This is a genomic window from Nostoc sp. KVJ3 (assembly GCF_026127265.1).
Taxonomy (GTDB): domain Bacteria; phylum Cyanobacteriota; class Cyanobacteriia; order Cyanobacteriales; family Nostocaceae; genus Nostoc.
Genome location: NZ_WWFG01000002.1, coordinates 2,673,628 through 2,692,041 on the forward strand (window position 1 = coordinate 2,673,628; position 18,414 = coordinate 2,692,041).

13 protein-coding genes are annotated in these 18,414 nt (G+C 41.8%); 6 read left to right on the forward strand and 7 right to left on the reverse strand.

Going from position 1 to position 18,414, the window contains the following annotated elements; all coding sequences use genetic code 11:
* Positions 1-249: 249 nt before the first annotated feature.
* Complete coding sequence (locus GTQ43_RS27435) at positions 250-6,060, reverse strand: AAA family ATPase (RefSeq protein WP_265275832.1); 5,811 nt, start codon at positions 6,058-6,060, stop codon at positions 250-252.
* Positions 6,061-6,194: 134 nt separating this feature from the next.
* Between GTQ43_RS27435 and GTQ43_RS27440 the strand changes: the two genes are divergently transcribed.
* Positions 6,195-6,833, forward strand: coding sequence for a lysophospholipid acyltransferase family protein (locus tag GTQ43_RS27440; RefSeq protein WP_265275833.1), 639 nt, complete (start codon positions 6,195-6,197; stop codon positions 6,831-6,833).
* Between the two features lie 232 nt (positions 6,834-7,065).
* Here the strand turns inward: GTQ43_RS27440 and psaK are convergent, their stop codons facing one another.
* The gene (gene psaK, locus GTQ43_RS27445) at positions 7,066-7,320 is read right to left on the reverse strand and encodes a photosystem I reaction center subunit PsaK (RefSeq protein WP_265275834.1); all 255 of its coding nucleotides are present in this window, start codon (positions 7,318-7,320) and stop codon (positions 7,066-7,068) included.
* A gap of 130 nt (positions 7,321-7,450) precedes the next feature.
* Here psaK and GTQ43_RS27450 point away from each other — a divergent pair, with 130 nt between their 5' ends.
* Positions 7,451-8,083 (forward strand): phosphoribosylanthranilate isomerase, encoded by a 633-nt coding sequence (locus tag GTQ43_RS27450; RefSeq protein WP_265275835.1) that lies wholly within the window; start codon positions 7,451-7,453, stop codon positions 8,081-8,083.
* Between the two features lie 310 nt (positions 8,084-8,393).
* On the opposite strand, the gene folE is transcribed toward GTQ43_RS27450, so the two are convergent.
* The 5 genes from folE to GTQ43_RS27475 all read right to left on the reverse strand — a co-directional run bounded on the left by folE (position 8,394) and on the right by GTQ43_RS27475 (position 13,264).
* Positions 8,394-9,101, reverse strand: coding sequence for a GTP cyclohydrolase I FolE (folE, locus tag GTQ43_RS27455; protein ID WP_265275836.1), 708 nt, complete (start codon positions 9,099-9,101; stop codon positions 8,394-8,396).
* Positions 9,102-9,194: 93 nt separating this feature from the next.
* Positions 9,195-9,920 carry an SDR family oxidoreductase gene (locus GTQ43_RS27460; protein WP_265275837.1) on the reverse strand — a complete coding sequence of 242 codons (726 nt, stop codon included), beginning with the start codon at positions 9,918-9,920 and terminating at the stop codon, positions 9,195-9,197.
* 355 nt (positions 9,921-10,275) lie between these two features.
* Entirely contained in the window at positions 10,276-11,256 is a 981-nt protein-coding gene (locus tag GTQ43_RS27465) for an acetyl-CoA carboxylase carboxyltransferase subunit alpha (protein ID WP_265275838.1), read from the reverse strand.
* Between the two features lie 158 nt (positions 11,257-11,414).
* Positions 11,415-12,434 (reverse strand): long-chain acyl-[acyl-carrier-protein] reductase, encoded by a 1,020-nt coding sequence (locus tag GTQ43_RS27470; protein WP_265275839.1) that lies wholly within the window; start codon positions 12,432-12,434, stop codon positions 11,415-11,417.
* Positions 12,435-12,565: 131 nt separating this feature from the next.
* Entirely contained in the window at positions 12,566-13,264 is a 699-nt protein-coding gene (locus GTQ43_RS27475; RefSeq protein ID WP_265275840.1) for an aldehyde oxygenase (deformylating), read from the reverse strand.
* A 179-nt stretch (positions 13,265-13,443) separates the two neighbouring features.
* Between GTQ43_RS27475 and GTQ43_RS27480 the strand changes: the two genes are divergently transcribed.
* From GTQ43_RS27480 to GTQ43_RS27495, 4 genes are all read left to right on the forward strand, one after another.
* On the forward strand, positions 13,444-14,271 hold the full coding sequence (locus GTQ43_RS27480; protein ID WP_265275841.1) for a carbohydrate ABC transporter permease: 828 nt from the start codon (positions 13,444-13,446) through the stop codon (positions 14,269-14,271).
* A 238-nt stretch (positions 14,272-14,509) separates the two neighbouring features.
* The gene (locus tag GTQ43_RS27485; protein ID WP_265275842.1) at positions 14,510-14,809 is read left to right on the forward strand and encodes a hypothetical protein; all 300 of its coding nucleotides are present in this window, start codon (positions 14,510-14,512) and stop codon (positions 14,807-14,809) included.
* A 163-nt stretch (positions 14,810-14,972) separates the two neighbouring features.
* Positions 14,973-17,417: a filamentous hemagglutinin N-terminal domain-containing protein gene (locus tag GTQ43_RS27490; protein ID WP_265275843.1), complete on the forward strand. Its 2,445-nt coding sequence runs from the start codon at positions 14,973-14,975 to the stop codon at positions 17,415-17,417.
* A gap of 362 nt (positions 17,418-17,779) precedes the next feature.
* Positions 17,780-18,118 (forward strand): hypothetical protein, encoded by a 339-nt coding sequence (locus GTQ43_RS27495; RefSeq protein WP_265275844.1) that lies wholly within the window; start codon positions 17,780-17,782, stop codon positions 18,116-18,118.
* Positions 18,119-18,414 lie beyond the last annotated feature (296 nt).

An 18,414-nucleotide genomic window follows, 5' to 3' on the forward strand; every position in this document is an offset into this window, starting at 1 on the left:
GGACATGATATGAGGAGTCAGAATTCATTCTGAATTCTGACCGAAAAAGTGGATGAATAAATGGGTTTAAGACCCCCACCAAATTTTCAATTTGGTGGTGCAACAATTCAGTCACGGGTCTGAATCCCCGACTGATAGCGCAGCGTAAAGCCTTCTCTACGAGACGCTGCGCGAACGGCATGGCTTCGCTTAAAGCGAGTTTGCGAGCGTCTTGATTCTGACTCCTGAATTCTTCTTCAATCTCTTTTTTTACTGTTTAATAGGTATTTGAATTATAAACTCAGTACCTTTTCCTAGAGAAGAATTGCACTCGATCGAACCAGCGTGTTTATCTATGACAATTTGACGAGCGATCGCAAGTCCTAATCCCGTCCCTTTACCCACGGATTTTGTAGTAAATAAATGGTCAAAAATCTTTTGTTTAACTTCTTCATTCATTCCTTGAGCGTTGTCAGTAATAGCAATTTTAACCCCTTTGTTTTCTAGGGATGTTTTAATGATAATTCGATTAGGATTAGACTTAATTCCCTGAAAACTTCGCCCAGTATTTGATTCTTCTAAAGCATCAATAGCATTAGCCAGAATATTCATAAATACCTGATTTAATTGCCCAGGAAAACATTCAATTTGTGGTAAATTACTATAATCCGTTATTACCTCAATTGCTGGGCGGTGTTCGTTTTCTTTGAGGCGATGTTTGAGAATTAAAATCGTACTATCGATACCTTCGTGAATATTAAATGGTACTTTGTAATCTTGATCGGCACGAGAAAAAGTTCTTAAACTATTGCTGATATTTTTGAGGCGATCGCATGCTATTACCATTGAATTAATCATCTTGGGTAGGTCTTTTAAGGTATAATCCAAGTCAATTTCTTCAGCATGGTTAATAATTTCATCCCCTGGATGGGGCAGACTTTCCTGATATAGTTTCAAGTGTTCAACAATATCAGCAATGCTGGGCTGAGTTTGTTTGAGACTAGCAGTAATAAAGCCCAAAGGATTATTCATTTCATGAGCTACCCCGGCAACTAGATTACCTAATGCAGACATTTTCTCACTCTGAACAATTTTTAATTGCGCTTGTTGTAAATCTTCTAAAGCTGTTCCAAGTGCTTGAGATTTTTCCGTTACCGCTTCTTCCGCATGTTTGCGATCGCTAATATTAATAGTTGTTCCAACTACGCGATAAACTTTGCCCGTCTCATCTTTTAATGGACTGAGTGTGGTTAACAACCAAATTTTCTGGTCATTAAATGTTAGACATTCTTCGTATGTGACGGGTTTCCCGGTTTGGAGACAATCCAGATATTTTTGCTCGATTGCTGCAATTTCATCAGGAGCCATTAATTCTTGCGGACTTTTACCCAGCACTTCTGAAGCAGGTATACCAATCACTAGTTCGCACGATTTACTCCATCCTGTGTACTCATACCTACCATTATCCCGGATATCAGTCACAAAAATAAGACAGCCGACACCTTCGTAAATACTACTGAGGAACTTTCCTCGCTCCTGGAGATGATTATATAATTGGGCATTTTCCAAAGAAATCGCCGCTTGAGTGCAGAGGAGATTTAACACAGAAAGGCGATCGCTAGTAAATACACCTTGAGTTAGTTGATTTTCGAGGTAGAGAATCCCCACCAAATGCCCTTGGTTAATAATTGGAGTACAAAATACACTTTGGGGCTGATGTTGCAACAGATATTCCCTAACTAAACCAGGAATATGTGTTTTGCAATTGTTTATCACAACTGTTTGCTTAGTATTTTTGACGTAATGGATAATGTTTACGGGAATATCTTGACAATTGTCTAATAATTGTGTTTCGAGGATGGTTTGTATTTCCTCATGCTCAATAAAGGTAATTGCTCGTACTTGCCAAGTGTCGTTTTGAGGAAGAATTAGTACAGATTTTTTTGCACCGGAATTTTCTAAGATAATCCGAGTGAGACTGACAATGAGTTCATCTAATTCCAGACAACTGGAGATAGCTTGAGCCGCTTTCATGACGGAGGTAAAATCTAGAATATTAGAAATACTGGTGCTGCCAGCACTAGAAGTCCGAGTAGAAGAGGAAGTCCCAGTAAAAGCAATAGTTTCTGAGGGATTGCGGTTGATTCGTTGCTGTTGTAGGATGGGTTGGAGTAACTGGGGATAGGTTTTTTCTAGGTGATTAATTTTGGCTTTTGCGCCCCAGTGAGCGTAGCAGTAGTAAGCATTTGTGATGTGAATTTGAGCAAATTGCTCTTTACCCCAGTCGAGGTAGAATTTAGCTGCCAGCTCATTGGCTAATGCTTCTTCATTGATAAATTGATTGGCTTTAGCAAGAGTAATTGCTCGGTCATAACAATCAATCGCTGCGGCTTTTTTCCCCAACACTCGATGCCGTTCAGCCTCCACTAGATACCATTTATGCAAGTGGTTCATCGGGGCATTCTGCGCCCATTGATGCAGAATAGTTTGATGGGTTCCGGCTTGGGCAAGCATTTCAATTTGCTCTGGTTCTGCTTGGGTGGGAAAGAGTGCCAGGTACGTTAGTGCAGCATACAAATGGAAAATGGAAATATTAACCAATCCCGATCCTGCCACCAAGCATGGCTCGGCTTGGGTGATGTGGTCGAGGGCAGCCTGATAATTGCCAAAGCAGTAAGCAAGCAGCAGTTTGTAGATGTAGACAAAAGCGATCGTCGTAAGATCATTATCCTGTTGGTGCTTCGGCAGCATCACGGTTTCATCGTAGAAAGTACCACTTAAGCGATCGGGTTGGCTCACCGTTTCCCGCAAATTCTGCAACACTTGCCGCGTCATGTCCAATAAAATCGTCGAATCTTGTGTTAACTGAGCTAGAGCAGTACTGTAAGCGACCAGTTCGGATTCTAACGTGTCTATTTCTACACCTGCGTAAAGCGCAATCCGGGTGTAAGTGACTATGCTGTAGCTAGCGTAGAGAACCTCACCAGTTTCCATGCCAGTCGTGTAGGCATCTTTCAGCGTCAGTAGGGTTGCCCTCAGTGCTTGCTGATGATGTTGAATGAAACACCCAAATAGGCCCAGAGTGATGGACTTCATTTCCTGAGCATTCAACCGTTCCAGCAACGAGAGCGCTAAGGAGCCAAACCTGTAGCCTGTTTTGACCTCGCCCAAAAAGGTACACAGCACCATACCATGAATCATATATCCGACGGTGGAGGCTGGGGCATTACCAAACTGGAACGATAACTTTACCATCGTCGCGCTCAACAGGGGCAGTAAATCTGGCATTCCCCGAAACACTGCTGAAAACAACATTCCTAACAGTTGCATGGCGGCTTGGGCAGTGCGATCGCTCATTACGGGTAGGTCAATCAACCCTGTAATCTCTCTGCCCTGGAGTTGGTGATTCAGGTCTTGTAAGGCTTCGCCAATCTTGGCTTTGTCTACTTCTACCGGGAGTTCTACCCCTAATTGGGCTAGAGCTTCTCTAGCAACTGCGATCGCCTCTAAGATTTGGCTGCGAGTTGTTCGTGCCGCAATTTGAATTGCGTAGATTTTCACCTTGTCGAAAATGGTCTGTGCCTGCTGTAATACTAATGCTGCTAGCTGTTCCATATTTTCAAAGTCACCATTCAAATAGGCAACTTCCGCAGCTGTAACATACAGATTTAGAGTCAACTCATAGGTGCATTGCCAGCAGTTTGTCTGTAATAGCTTAATCCCCGTTTGCAAATAAATCCTTGCTGCGGAGTAAGCTGTCGAATTTCTCGCCTTAACTCCAGCTTTGAAATTAAGTTGCGCTAAAACTTCCTGTTCGCTTGTTTGATTAATTAACTCTTTTCCTAAATTCAAATGTCCAACAATATCAAACAGTTTTTCATCTAGCTCAAGAACGGATAAATTTTGTCGAAGTAACCGTCCAATTTGGAGATGAGTTGCTATTTTTTGTTCATCGGGAATCAGGGAATAAGCCGCTTGCTGTACTCTGTCATGTAAAAACTTATATTTGGCTATTTGTCTACTGGTACAATTATTTTCCAGCACAGCTATATCATTATCCTCTCCCTGATAAAACTTATAAACATCACTAATTGGTAAAATCAACCCTGATTGCAATGCTTTCCATAAATCAGCAGCCGTTTCAAATTCTGATTCTTCCGAAACAATTGCCAAAGTTGCTAAATCAAATTGATTTCCAATACAGGCTGCTAACTGCAACACCTGTTGGGTTGATTGAGGCAGTCTTTGTAATTGAAATACCATGAACTTGACAACATCATCTGTAACTGCTTGCTGATTCACTTGTGCAATTTCGCATTGCCAACAGCCCAACTCAAAGTTAAATTGAATGAGCTTATCTTGATGTAATGCTTTGAGAAAGTGTGTAGCGAAAAACGGATTACCTTCAGTTTTCTGATATACTAATGTAGAGAGAGGTAAGGCTAAATTTTCTGAACACTTTAGCGCATCAGCAACTAAATGATTCACTTTTATTTGACTCAATGGTGCTAAAATAATTGTATTAACCGTTGCTTGTGTTTTTTCGATTTCACTCAAAGTCAACATTAACGGATGTACTGGGTTGACTTCGTTATCACGATATGCACCAATTACGAAAAGATGACCTGTATCAGTCATTAATAGCTGCATTAACTTCAGTGATGCCGAATCAGCCCATTGTAAATCATCTAAAAATATCACTAATGGATGTTCCGCACTGGTAAAGACTTGGATAAATTTTTGGAATAATAAATTAAATCTATTTTGTGCCGCAGTTCCTGATAATTCTGGTGCAGGTGGTTGTTGACCAAGAATTATTTCTAATTCGGGGATAACTTCCATAATTACCTGTCCATTTTCCCCAATAGCTGCTAATATCTGGCTTTTCCATTGCTGGATTTGAGCATCGCTTTCTGTTAACAATTGCCCCATTAAATCCCGGAATGCTTGTACAAATGCCGAAAAGGGAATATTCCTCTGAAATTGGTCATATTTCCCTTTGATAAAATAACCGCGTTGCAGAACAATGGGTTTATGAACTTCATTCACAACCGCAGTTTTACCAATACCGGAAAAACCTGCTACCAGTATCATTTCAGTTGCACCAAGACCAACTCTTTCAAATGCTTGGAGTAGAGTTTCTACTTCTGTTTCTCGTCCATAGAGTTTATCGGGGATAATGAACCTGTCGCACACATCCCGTTGGGCAATTTGAAAGTTCTCAATCTTACCAGTTTCTTGGAGTTGAGTTAAACAATTTTCTAAATCAAATTTCAGTCCTAATACACTTTGATAGCGGTCTTCAGCATTTTTAGCCATTAATTTGCTGACAAGATCACAGAGAACTTGGGGAATCTTTTCCTTATTCCTTAAAAGCGGTGGAAGTTTTGCAATATGACAATGCACCAATTCCATTGGATCATTTGACTGAAATGGTAATTCTTCTGTCAACAATTCGTATAAAGTGATACCTAGAGAATAAAAATCAGTTCGGTAATCAATTCCCCGATTCATTCTGCCAGTTTGTTCGGGAGAAATATAACTTAGTGTCCCTTCCAATACATTAGGATTCACTAATGTTTGAGTTTCCCGTGGTAGTAGAGATGCAATACTAAAGTCAATTAATTTAACTTGTTTGGTTTCTGGATTAATTAAAATATTGGCGGGTTTGATGTCTTTATGAATAATGCGAGCGCGGTAAAGTATATCTAAGGTATTGCACAGTGCGATCGCTATTTCTAAAAACTCTTGACCAGACGCGATATATCGCGCCTCTATATGGGTGAAATATTCTTTTAGAGAAATCCCTCCAAAGTCTTCCATCACCAGTGCATAGCCATTTTGATAGGGTTCCAGGTTATAGGTTTGGATGATTAGAGGTGAGTTAAGATTTTTGGCAATGGTGTACTGATTGCGAAACTGTACCAGTTCACTGAAACTCGGATAAGGATTTTTCAGCAGTTTAATCACTACAGGTTTTTGGTCAGCTTCTCGATACCCACGATAAACTAGGGTTCGAGAACCATTGTATAGTTCTTCACTAATGTGATATCCGGGAATAGTAACTAAAGTACTAACCATGCTGCTAAATCCTAAAGATTTCTAGATTTAGTATTCCCAGATAGGTAAAGCAATTAATTTCTACAGCTTTCTGACGTTTGATCTGAGACTGGCGATCGCGTATGCTAAATTCAGTTTGATTTGCATTATCTTCTGTGGACAAAAACCGCGAACCGTTCATTAGTCTGGCACTTTACCACGCTTTCAAATGGTCAGTCGTCAGCCCCATGCTTCACACTTACTTTCGGGGCCAGATTTATGGTGCGGAAAATGTTCCCCAATCAGGGCCTTTGTTGATAGTGAGTAATCACGCTAGTTACTTTGATCCGCCAATTGTCTCCAACTGTGTACGTCGTCCAGTGGCATACATGGCGAAAGAAGAGTTATTTAATATCCCCATTTTGGCGCAAGCGATTAAATTGTACGGTGCTTACCCAGTCAGTCGAGGCAATGCCGATCGCAATGCCATCCGTTCCGCTCTAGAATATCTCAATAACGGTTGGGCTGTCGGTGTTTTTTTGGAAGGGACTCGTACTCCAAATGGTCGAATTACAGACCCGAAAAGAGGCGCACTACTGCTAGCAGCCAAAGCAAAAGCCCCAATATTGCCAGTAAGTGTCTGGGGTACTGAGAAGATTTTACAAAAAGGATCGTCCCTACCTCGTGCAGTTCCCATCACTGTGAGAATTGGTAACTTGATTGATGCTCCCAGTTCCACTAATAAAGAAGAACTGGAAGCGTTGACGCAAAGGTGTGCCACAGTAATTAACGAAATGCATGATTTAGGACGATGAGTTAGACAAATTCACATATATGCTTTGAAGCTTTGTATTTAAATAGTCCGACAGAATTAATTACACAAAATTATTGCAAATGAAGCTTTCCCTACAGGAAGTCCGCTTCCTTGGACTAGGAAAACAAGGCGCTTAAGCGCCTTGTCTGAAACCCATGAATGTGGGTAAAGTTTCTTGTAGACGCGGTTTCTAACCGCTCTTTTAACTTAGACCTGAGTTGCTGACTGCAAAATTATAGACGACCGATGTTAGTCAGTCCTAAAACGATACCAATGCCGATAATATGACCAAAAGCCATCGCACCAATGAATGTTGGAATACTGACCGGCAGGATAGGCAACTTGGGGCCAACTAGGGGTTTTTCAATCCGAGTACTCAGTAAAAGCACTACCAAGCTGCTGATGCTGATAATGATCCCGACTGTGGGATTCCACGCAGGTGTTGCGGGAACAGATGCAGCTACTGCTAGTAAAATAGATGAAATCAAGCTTTTGTCTCCTAAATAGAAAAGTTAACGTAGACCTACAAGATTATAAAATTACCAAGGCCCAAAAGTTTTTTAGATAGTTTAGACTTTTCAGGTGATTAATTAATTTAAATAAATTTGTCAGGTTTTCATGCGTGTTAAGATTTGCGGCATCACTCAACCACAGCAGTCTATAGCGATCGCCTCTCTGGGCGCAACGGCACTAGGATTTATTTGTGTGCCAAACTCACCTCGCTACGTAACGACATCCCAAATTCGGGCAGCAGTGGCAGAACTCCCGCCAGATGTTGACACAATTGGGGTTTTTGCCAACGCTAGTATCCCTGAAATCAGCCAGATAGTTGTTGATTCTGGGTTGACAGGTGTTCAGTTACACGGAGATGAATCACCAGATTTTTGCTATCAATTACGTCAAGAGTTACCCAATGTCGAAATTATTAGAGCATTAAGAATTAAGAGTCTTGAGCATCTTGACACAGTAGTTGATTACACAAAATACGTGGATACTTTATTACTTGATGCCTATCATCCGCAACAACTAGGGGGTACAGGCAAAACTTTAGATTGGACGATGCTAGAAAAATTCTGCCCAAGTTGTCCTTGGTTTTTAGCAGGAGGACTAACAGCCGATAATATTCTGGAAGCTCTGAATCAGGTTAATCCTAGTGGCATTGATTTATCTAGTGGTGTAGAACGAACACCTGGAGACAAGGATTTAGATAAAGTAGCCAAGTTGTTTGAGAAATTAGGGAATAGGGAATAGGGAAGCCAATACTGCGTAGGTTTTGGAATTTCTTGGTTGAGGCAAGCTGTTCTTGAGCAGGGGGAGAAATGGAGGCAGGGGAAGAGTTTTCGCTTCATTGCTGTGTCCGCCCCAAATTATCCAATTCTTGTGGGGGAGAAATGGAAGCAGGGGAAGAGTTTTCGCTTCCCCTGCCTCCCCTGCCTCCCCTGCCTCCCCTGCCTCCCCTGCTTCCCCTGCTTTCCCTGCTGCCTCCCCTGCCTCCCCTGCTTATCCGAGCAGTATTGATAGGGAAGCAGAACTATTATTTCAATGCCCCATTCCCCATTTTTTAAAAGAATGCTGCTTGATGGCGAATCAAGTTAAAAAATTCTTCGCGGGTTTTATGCTCCTCTTGGAACACGCCAACCATTGCACTAGTGACAGTCCAAGAACCTGGTTTCTGCACGCCCCGCATCACCATACACATGTGGCTAGCTTCCATGACAACGGCTACACCTTGAGGTTCTAGAATGGTCTGAATTGCTTCGGCAATTTGGCGGGTTAACCTCTCCTGGACTTGCAAGCGACGGGAATACATCTCAACAATGCGGGCCAGTTTGCTCAGTCCGACAACTTTTTGGTTGGGGATATAAGCAACGTGCGCCCTACCCATAAATGGCAGCATATGATGTTCGCACAGACTAAAAAAATTAATATCTCTAACTAGTACCATCTCACTATGCCCTTCATCAAAGATGGCATCGTTAACGAGTTCTTCAAGAGATTGGTTGTAGCCACTGGTAAGAAACCGCATTGCTTCGGCCACTCGTTTGGGTGTTTTTAGGAGTCCTTCACGTTCAGGATCTTCACCAACGCCCAATATTATTGCCCGCACAGCGTCCTTCATTTCTTCCAGATGTTCCTCCTTTGGCGGGAACACATCTGCTTGTCGCCCGTTATGAGTATTGCGATCGGGTCTAGGAGTTATGGCTTCTGACAAATCGGGAATTAGAGGTGATTGAGAGCAATTAGAACCGCTGGAACTAGCAATAGTCATGATTCAGTCTTGGTTATGGTTTTAATTTAGTTAGGAGTTAGAAGTTATGAGTTAAAAATTATAATTCCTAACTCCTAACTCCTAACTTCGTAATTAGAGTGCGCCAGCACTGGGCATCAGGGTCAATTCGTCAATAACTGCCTGTTGTGGTAACAGAACTGTATAGAGAATTGACTGAGCAACAATTTCTGGGGTTAACATTTTGGAACGATCTAAGTTGACATGGACTGTGTCTGTGTCCCAAAGTTCGGTATTGACTGCGCCAGGAGAGATAGCTGTGACACGAATGCCGTGGATGCGTTCTTCTTGTGCCAGGGTTTGAGAGAGGGCAATCAAACCAGCTTTGCTGACGCTGTATGCTCCCCAACCGGCAAACGGTTGCTTGGCGGCTATTGAGGCGACATTAATAATTGTGCCTGTGCCCCGATCGCGCATTGAAGGTAAAATCCCTAAAATACACTGAAACACGCTAGTAAGATTTAAGTCTATTACCTGCTGCCAGTCTTCTAGGGGAGTTTCGCTCAAGTTGGCTGTATAGGCAATGCCAGCACTGTTTATCAGAATGTCTATATCACCAAAGTCAAGGGCGATCGCTTGGATCTTTTCTTTTACTTCCAAGAGCCGCGCCAAATCAACAGCGTAAGCTTTCGCTTCCACCCCCGTATGCTTTACAGCTTCTGCCACCGCCTCCAACTTATCCAAAGAACGGCTGACTAAGGCGACATCTATTCCGGCTTTTGCAAATGCTAAAGCCGTCGCTTTCCCAATTCCACTACTAGCCCCAGTAATCAGGGCGCGTCGTTTTTGCTCAACACTCATGGTGTATCCCAATTTTTTGGCAGTTCCCAAAGCCTATTACCACCCAATTATTCACCTTTATCGGTTTCGATAGATTAAAGGAATCTAAAAATCTAATGATTTCTATTAAGCAACTGCTATGATGCAGTGTAATAGTGGGCAAATTGTGGATTTTACCAGTGAAGACAACAAAATCATCGCCTGGAAAACCACGCCGTCCACTTAAATTAGATTGCTTAACAATGTAAGACTAACTCAATCAAGTTGAGTAGATTTATCAAACAAACAAATGCCTATGGCTAGATTGTTAAAAATCTTTAAGCACATAGGCAATTATAGCATTGCTGCTTGGCTAATCCATCATTATGTAGTGGTTTTAGTGGGCAACTTCTGTAAAAACACCAATTTTACGGAATTTTTCATAGCGCATTTGGCGACGTTCGGGAGCGGTTAAACGATTGAGTTCGTCTAAATTTTCTAGCAGCACTTGCTTGAGAGTGGTAGCGGCTTTTAAAGGATCGGAATGAGCGCCACCAGTGGGTTCAGGCAGTATTTGGTCGATAATTCCCAACTTTTTCAGGTCGTGGGAAATAATTTTCAGCGCAATGGCGGCTTGGGGAGCCTTACCAGCATCTTTCCAGAGAATGGCGGCACAGGCTTCGGGGGTGGCGACGGTATAAACGGAGTGTTCAAACATGAGTAGGCGATCGCCTACACCAATGCCGAGTGCGCCACCAGAACCACCTTCACCGATGACTGTGCAGATAATTGGCACATCTAGACAAAACATTTCTCGCAAGTTGTAAGCGATCGCTTCTCCTTGACCTTGGTGTTCTGCTTCTACCCCAGACCAAGCTCCTGGTGTGTCGATAAAAGTTAGTATGGGCATACTAAACTTGTTGGCGTGTTCCATCAACCGCATCGCTTTGCGGTAGCCGCCTGGGTAAGGCATTCCAAAGTTACGGGCAATATTGTCTTTGGTATCACGACCTTTTTGATGACCCAACATCACCACAGGTTGCCCACTCAGACGACCAACACCACCAACTAAAGCCGGATCGTCACCACCACAGCGATCGCCATGTAATTCCATCCATTCATCGCTAATGGCCTGAATGTAATCGAGAGTACTGGGGCGACGTGGATGACGAGCGACTTGCAATCGCTGGGACGGGGATAGACTCGTGAAAATTTCCTCACGCAGTTGCATGGCGCGTGCTTCTAGTTGACGAATTTGACCAGAAACATCTACACCATTTTCTTCTGCAAGTTGCCGAATTTGATCGATTCGGGTTGCGAGTTCTGCTAAGGGTTTTTCAAAATCTAACAGTAGCGGTTTACGCTCAGTAGTTGCCATCGTAGGGTTTATAGGTTACGAGTTATAGGTTTTTCAGAGTTAGGAGTGAGGAGTGAGGAGTGAGGAGTGAGGAGTTAAGTATTAGAAGATATCTTATGAAAATTGTTAACTCTTAACTTTTAACTCTTAACTTTTAACTCCTAACTCCTAACTTTTTGTTAAACCAGCAGTGGTCTAAATCCATGTTTTACTGATACCCGACCAATCTGCTCCATTTTGTCTACGGTAATCTGATTCCGCCCCCACGAAAAGTTCGTGTATAACTTCTCAAATTCCAGCAGCATTGATTCGGCAAAACAAGCAAACAATTGGCGGGCTGGCACGTCCATATTGACTATTTTCATAATTTTCCAGTCAATATCTAGAGAATGCTCTACAATTCCACCATTTAACACGTGTACGCCAGGATACTGAATTTTCGTTGCTAAGTTTTTCGGATAACCACCATCAATCAACAAACAGGGTTGTTTCAAAGTGGTGGGGTCAATTTCCACGCCTCTGGGCATACTAGCAACCCAAACTACAACATCAGCTAAGGGTAGTGCTTCTGTCAAACCCATAATTTTCCCGCGCCCCAGTTCGCCTTGCAACTCTTTGAGACGTTCTTGATCGCGGGCGATTAACAGAAGTTCTTTGACATCTGTTCTCCCATCTAGCCAGCGAGTAACTGCACTACCAATATCTCCAGTTGCTCCGCATATAGCAACAGTGGCATTCGATAGATCGATTCCCAGTTGTTTTGACGCTTCTTCTACCTGCTTACAAATAATGTATGCAGTATGCGTATTTCCCGTGGTGAAGCGTTCAAACTCTAGTTTGATGTTGCGGACTTGGCTAAACTGCTCTAACTTAAAGTTTTCAAAAATAATCGAGGAAAATCCGCCTAAAGCTGTGATATTAATGCCGTGCTTCTGTGCATGGGCCATGGCGTTGAGAACTTTACGCGTTGCGGCTTTGATGCGGCGACTAGCGAGCATTTCTGGCAAAAAGCAAGATTCTACATACCGTCCTTCAATTTGTTGCCCAGTTACACTGGTGACAATAATGCTATCGACAATTTGCGGCGGGGCGCTGCACCAAAAGTCTAGCCCTTGATCGGCATATTCTGGGTATCCCAATTCTTGGGCTACCGCTTGAGCGTGTTCTAAACTAGTCAGATGTCCAATTAGACCAAACATGTAGTGATTATTAGGCTTATGCTGTCTTGAGGCGGGGAAATTTAGTAGAGTTAGGAGTTGGGAGTTAGGAGTTAGTAGTTAGGAGTTAGGACTCATAATTTCTCACTGATTATTCCTGACTCCTAACTTTTTTAAGCGGCGATGAGTCCGTAAGCTGACATCCGCATAATATCGCGGGTTGTGAAACCGATGTTACTCAATGCTTCACCGTATTGAATCATAAAGTCTTCTACTAAAGCATCTTTTTCCATTGCCATTGTGTGAGCATCACCTTCTACTTGGTTGAGCATTTTCCAGACTATTGGTAGATTCTGGCGATTTGCAAGTTCAAGTTCAGCTTTGGATTCTGTGAAATGTTCTTTCAACCAAACTTCTCCAAAGTTGAGGTGACTATATTCTTCTTTGACTACTCCCTCAGTGATTTTACGGGCAAAATCGTCGGCGACGGGGATGTAAATGTTATATGCTGCGATCGCAAAACATTCAATAATTAAAGACTGAATCAACAGACATGTAACCACTTTTCCCGATGCTGCGGCTGTTTGGAAATTTTGGTGTAAACCGGAGAAAAACTCCTTAGCAAATGGCAAATCTGGGGTAACAGCCAAATTGCGCCCACAAGCCTCGAATCCTTTCTTATGACGACTTTCCATCTTGGATAGGCGAATCAATTCATCATGAGAGTCTGGCAGCAGGTCGGCTAGTGTGATGTAATTCTCATGGGCTTCTTGTTCCCCTTCAATGACGATCGCATTAATCCGACTATAAGCATCTTTGTATGTTTCGCTCTTGAAATCTAATTCTTTAGATTGGTCTGTAAGCTGCTGCATGATTATGTTTACTCCTGTAAACCTGAATTATTTGACACCAGGATTCAATTTACCTCATGAATTGAGGGTAATAATCACTGTGCTTTAATTTAACTTAACAAGTAACTATATTTATAGATTAACTGTTGCTGGGGACGATGCTCTAGTCCTAGCGAAACAAATGCTTTGCAGCTCAAGTTATGTCCAAACTAAACCCGAATCTGAAATCTGGCGATTTTTTGAGCCTAGTAGTCTTACTGCTAGGGGCATTTATCGTTTTACTACCTCTATTTGTGGTCTTTCTCACCTCCTTTGCATCGACAGTTACCAGTCCAGAAAATTTGTCCCAAAATAACTGGTCTTTAGCTAATTACCGCATTGCCTGGCAACAGGGAAAGTTTTTGCTGGCGTTTGCTAATTCTACCTTGGTAGCGATCGCTGTGACGGCGTTTCAGATTGTCACGTCTGCTTTGGCTGGTTATGCCCTAGCACGGCTGAAGTTTCGCGGACGGCAAGCACTGCTGTTGGTTGTTTTAGCAACTTTGGTGATTCCTTTTCAGTTATTAGTGATTCCCATCTTTTTGGTTTTAAAGTGGGGACACCTGATAAATACATACTGGGCGCTGATTTTACCCACTGCTGTCAACGGCTTTGGGATTTTTTTGTTACGTCAGTATTTCCAGACAATTCCGGTGGAGTTAGAAGAAGCCGCAGCTATAGACGGGGCGAACAGATTACAAATATTGTGGCGGGTAATGTTACCTTTAGCCCGTCCAGCCTTGGTAACGCTATTTTTGTTCACCTTCATCGGCGAATGGAATGATTTGTTTAAGCCTTTGGTATTTACAACCCGTCCCGAATTAAGAACAGTGCAACTGGCGTTGGCTGAGTTTCAAGAGCAATTTACCAATAATTGGCCTTTGATGATGGCGGCGGTAACAATAGCGACAGTTCCAGTAATGGGATTATTTCTCATTGGTCAACGTCAGTTTATTCAGGGCATTGCCACGACGGGGATTAAAAATTAGGTGTCAGTCCTAACTAGAGATTTTGGGAAGGCGCTAGTACAGTGCGGCGGAAATAAACCACCCATTCCAAATCAATGAAACCCTTATGCTGTATTCGTTTTTAATTTTTAATTTTTAATTTTTAATTCCGCCCTGCGGTACTAGGTCAGTAAAAGATTAAATTTTATAACACTAGGCATAATTCTTACTAGCCAACCTGAAGCAACATTGTAGACATCTGTAGGAAATGGAAACAGTTATGAACCCTGAAACATTACAGCAGTTACAAGACGAGATTCAACAGAAACTTCTTGAAAGCGTTCATAACGCTGACTTATACAGTGTGCTTGAAAAGTATGGAGTATTAGATGATAGAGCTTTGATTGTTCAGTGGCAGTGCAATCTCGACCCAAATAAAATCAAATCTGGTGATGCAGTTAATAAACAGCAACCTAATGAATTATTGCCAGCAACCCCAACAGAAGCAATTGTGCTAATGCAAAAATCATGGTGTATCCCTTGCCCTTCAACTGGTAGTCCTTTGGGTTGTAACTGCTAAATAATTTAGTCTTGGGACTGGAAAAAGTTTATTCTAGGGAGTATCAAAATGCGGAATTTTGCATTTACTAGCTAGGCTACAGAGATAATTTCAAGTATCACTATACCTAACTAGCAAAGAGCAGTATTTCAATATACTCTTATTTTCCGGGTGCAAGTTTGTCATGTCTCGATACCAAAGTAGTTGGTGCTGGGAGTTAGGAATAGTGAGTACTTTAACAATTGCTGGAGTTCTCACTTTCTTTGATAGTTTTGCCTTAGCCCAAATACAAAAGGATAGCACACTTGGATCTGAAAGTTCAATTATTACACCAAAGCTAATCGATGGTCAGCCTATAGACCAGATTGATGGCGGGGCAGTTCGTGGTACAAACTTGTTCCACAGCTTTGAACAGTTTTCTGTTTCTGCAGGAAGGACAGCCCACTTTAACAATGCAATAAATATTCAAAACATCATCAGTCGAGTAACAGGCAATTCGACTTCTAATATAAATGGCATTTTGAAAGCTAACGGCACAGCCAATCTGTTTTTGATTAATCCTAACGGTATTGTTTTTGGGCCCAATGCTTCTTTAAATATTGGCGGTTCATTTGTGGCAAGTACGGCGAGTAGTTTGAACTTTGCTGATGAGACAAAGTTTAGTGCTACATCTGGTCAAACTACACCCCTACTAACACTAAGTGTTCCCATTGGTTTACAATTTGGAGCAACTGCGGCTCCCATCCGCAATCAATCCCAAGCAAGTCCAGATGGCGCAGTTAATATTTTAGGACAAGGTGTTGGTCTAGAAGTGCAGCAAGGCAAAACACTGGCACTTATAGGTGGTGATATCACGCTAGAGGGCGGAAATATCACCGCAAAGGGAGGAAGAGTTGAATTAGGAAGCGTTGCTGATAATAGTCTAGTCAGTTTAAGCCCAACAAACCAAGGTTGGGTCTTGGGATATGATGGTGTTCAAAATTTTCACAATGTCGAACTAATTCAGTTAAATAAAATTCCATCTATTGTAGATACTCATGGAAAGAATGGTAGCAATATCCACCTGCAAGGGAGACTTGTGCGGGTAGCCGGCAGTTTACTAATTCTTGTTAATCCCTTGATAGTGCAATCAGCAGGGGATTTGACGTTGAACGCCTCAGACTCGGTAGTAATTGAACAAGATTCACAACTCTTTACTCAAAGTTTCTCCAATGCCAACTCTGGAAATATAAATGTCAATACTAAAAAGTTGGTAGTCAGAAGTGGGGCACAATTACAGGGACAATTGACTATAAACGCTTCAGATTCGGTGGAACTAATCGGTGGCACTTCCATTCCTGTGTTGCGAGATGGTACTGATTTAATATCCAGTGGATTATTTAGTGCAACTTATGGCAATCAAAACGCTGGCAACATCACAATTAATACTGGAAAGTTGCGTATCGAAGGAGGGGCAAGAATATCAACAAGTTCTGAGGGTATATATAGGTTTATTCTTAACCAACTGACACCAGCGACAGGAAATGCCGGAAATTTGACAGTGAATGCTTCCAAGTCGGTAGAACTAATTGGAACTTCACCAAATGGTTCAAGGCTCAGTGGCTTGTTTTCTGGAACTCAAGGGCCTGGAGATGGTGGAAACTTGACCCTAACTACAGGGCAATTGATTATCAAGGATGGGGCTGCAATAACTGTGAGCAGCCAAGCTCGAAAAAATGTAATCTATATCGGAAATCCAAATAATTTAGGGAAAGCAGGTGATTTAAATATAATCGCTCGCTCTATACTTCTGGACAATAAAGGAAAACTCATATCTAATAGTGAGTCAGGTAAAGGCGGGAATATTACCTTACAGGTGCAGAATTTATTATTGATGCGCGACGAAAGTCAAATAACCACTAATGCAGGTACAACAAGGCTTGGTGGAGATGGCGGTAATATTATCATCAATGCACCTAATGGCTTTCTTGTCGCGACTCCCTTCGGAAATAACGATATTACTGCCAATTCCTTCTCTGACTCTGGTGGTAAAGTGACAATCACCACTAAAAACATTTTTGGATTTGTGCCTCGCACTCGTGCAGATGTAGAGAAACTTGACCCAAAGAACATAAACCCGAATAATCTGCAAACAAGTGACATCACCGCATTTTCTCAGCAAAACCCTTCATTAAATGGCACTGTCCAAATCAACTCACTAAGTGTTAACCCCAGTCAAGGATTAGTGGAACTGCCCGTAAATCTGGTTGATGCTTCCCAGCAAATTGCTACTGGTTGTAGTTCTGGTGTAAAAATAGCCAGGAGTTCATTTATTGCTACTGGGCGTGGCGGACTAGCAGCCGATCCTACGCAGCCATTGATAGCTGATGATGCAGTGCTGGCAGATTGGATTACATTGGAGCCAGAGAGTCAGAATCGGGCTGAGGGTATTGATAACAGAGTGATTGTTTATAAGCAGAGAAACACAGAAGAACCACAGAAAGTTAATTCTGTCAATGAACCTACTCAAATTGTCGAAGCTCAAGGCTGGGTAGTGGATGCAAATGGTAACGTGGTTTTGGTTGCTCAAATACCCACTGCGTCGCCTCATAACTCTGCGCTCATTGCTACATCTTGCGCTGAGAATTAGAATTGCGCGATCGCTAATTCACTCTAACTTTTACAGAAGCGATCGCCCCTTCCATTAAACTTAGTTGTCAGTACAGCCTATCATTCGCGTAAAACTGTCAGTAGCCAGATTCATCAATGTTTTAATGAAATTCGGCAGAAATATATGAACTTTTGTTACATAATGCGTAATTATTACTAGCCAAACCGAAATCCTAATTATGGGAGTTCACAAGAGCTTTATAAACCTAATGCTTTCGTGCCCCTCTGGAATCTGTATACTTAATTCCTTTGTTACCAAGGTCTACTAATCGAAGTCACATTAGTTTAGTAGATTACAAGATCAGCTCACACATCCATCAGTCAGCAAAGAGAGGAAAATTCATGGAATCTCAAACAGTACAGCCAACAGTTATAGATGTCCAAACATTACAGCAATTAGAAGACGATATTAAAAATGAATTGAATAACATCCTGAAAAACTCTAATTTTGGCGAATTACTCGGAAAATACGGCTTATCAGGACAAAACATTTTAAAGGTTCAGTGCCTACTGGATTTAGCTCAAATCGAAGTTAGTGATGCTAATCATGATCAGCAAGTAGATAAATCTTTGTCAACAATTATTCAACAATCAAACACAACCCTTAGAACAGTTACTATAAGCGGTTTTTATAACCCTTGTCCAGTACCTGGCTATCCTGGTGGCTGCTGGGTAGCTTAGATATAACTAAAATCTCATCAAGTGATACTGGTGAGATAAACAAGGCAATAATTTTCATCAGCAAGTTTACAATGGTAAACAATGCTAGTACTTAGTCAAACTAATTTTGATTTTTTGTAGTAGGGACTTCAGTGATTAGAAAATAAGGACTAAAGTCCTTACTCCAAAATTTTTCATCATCAATTTAACCTTGAAAAACTACTAACAGAATTGTAAAGCTTTAACGTGAAACTCTTGCTTGATTCTTTGCTATTTTCAAAATTTGTACTACTAAATAACAATTGGTCGATACTTTA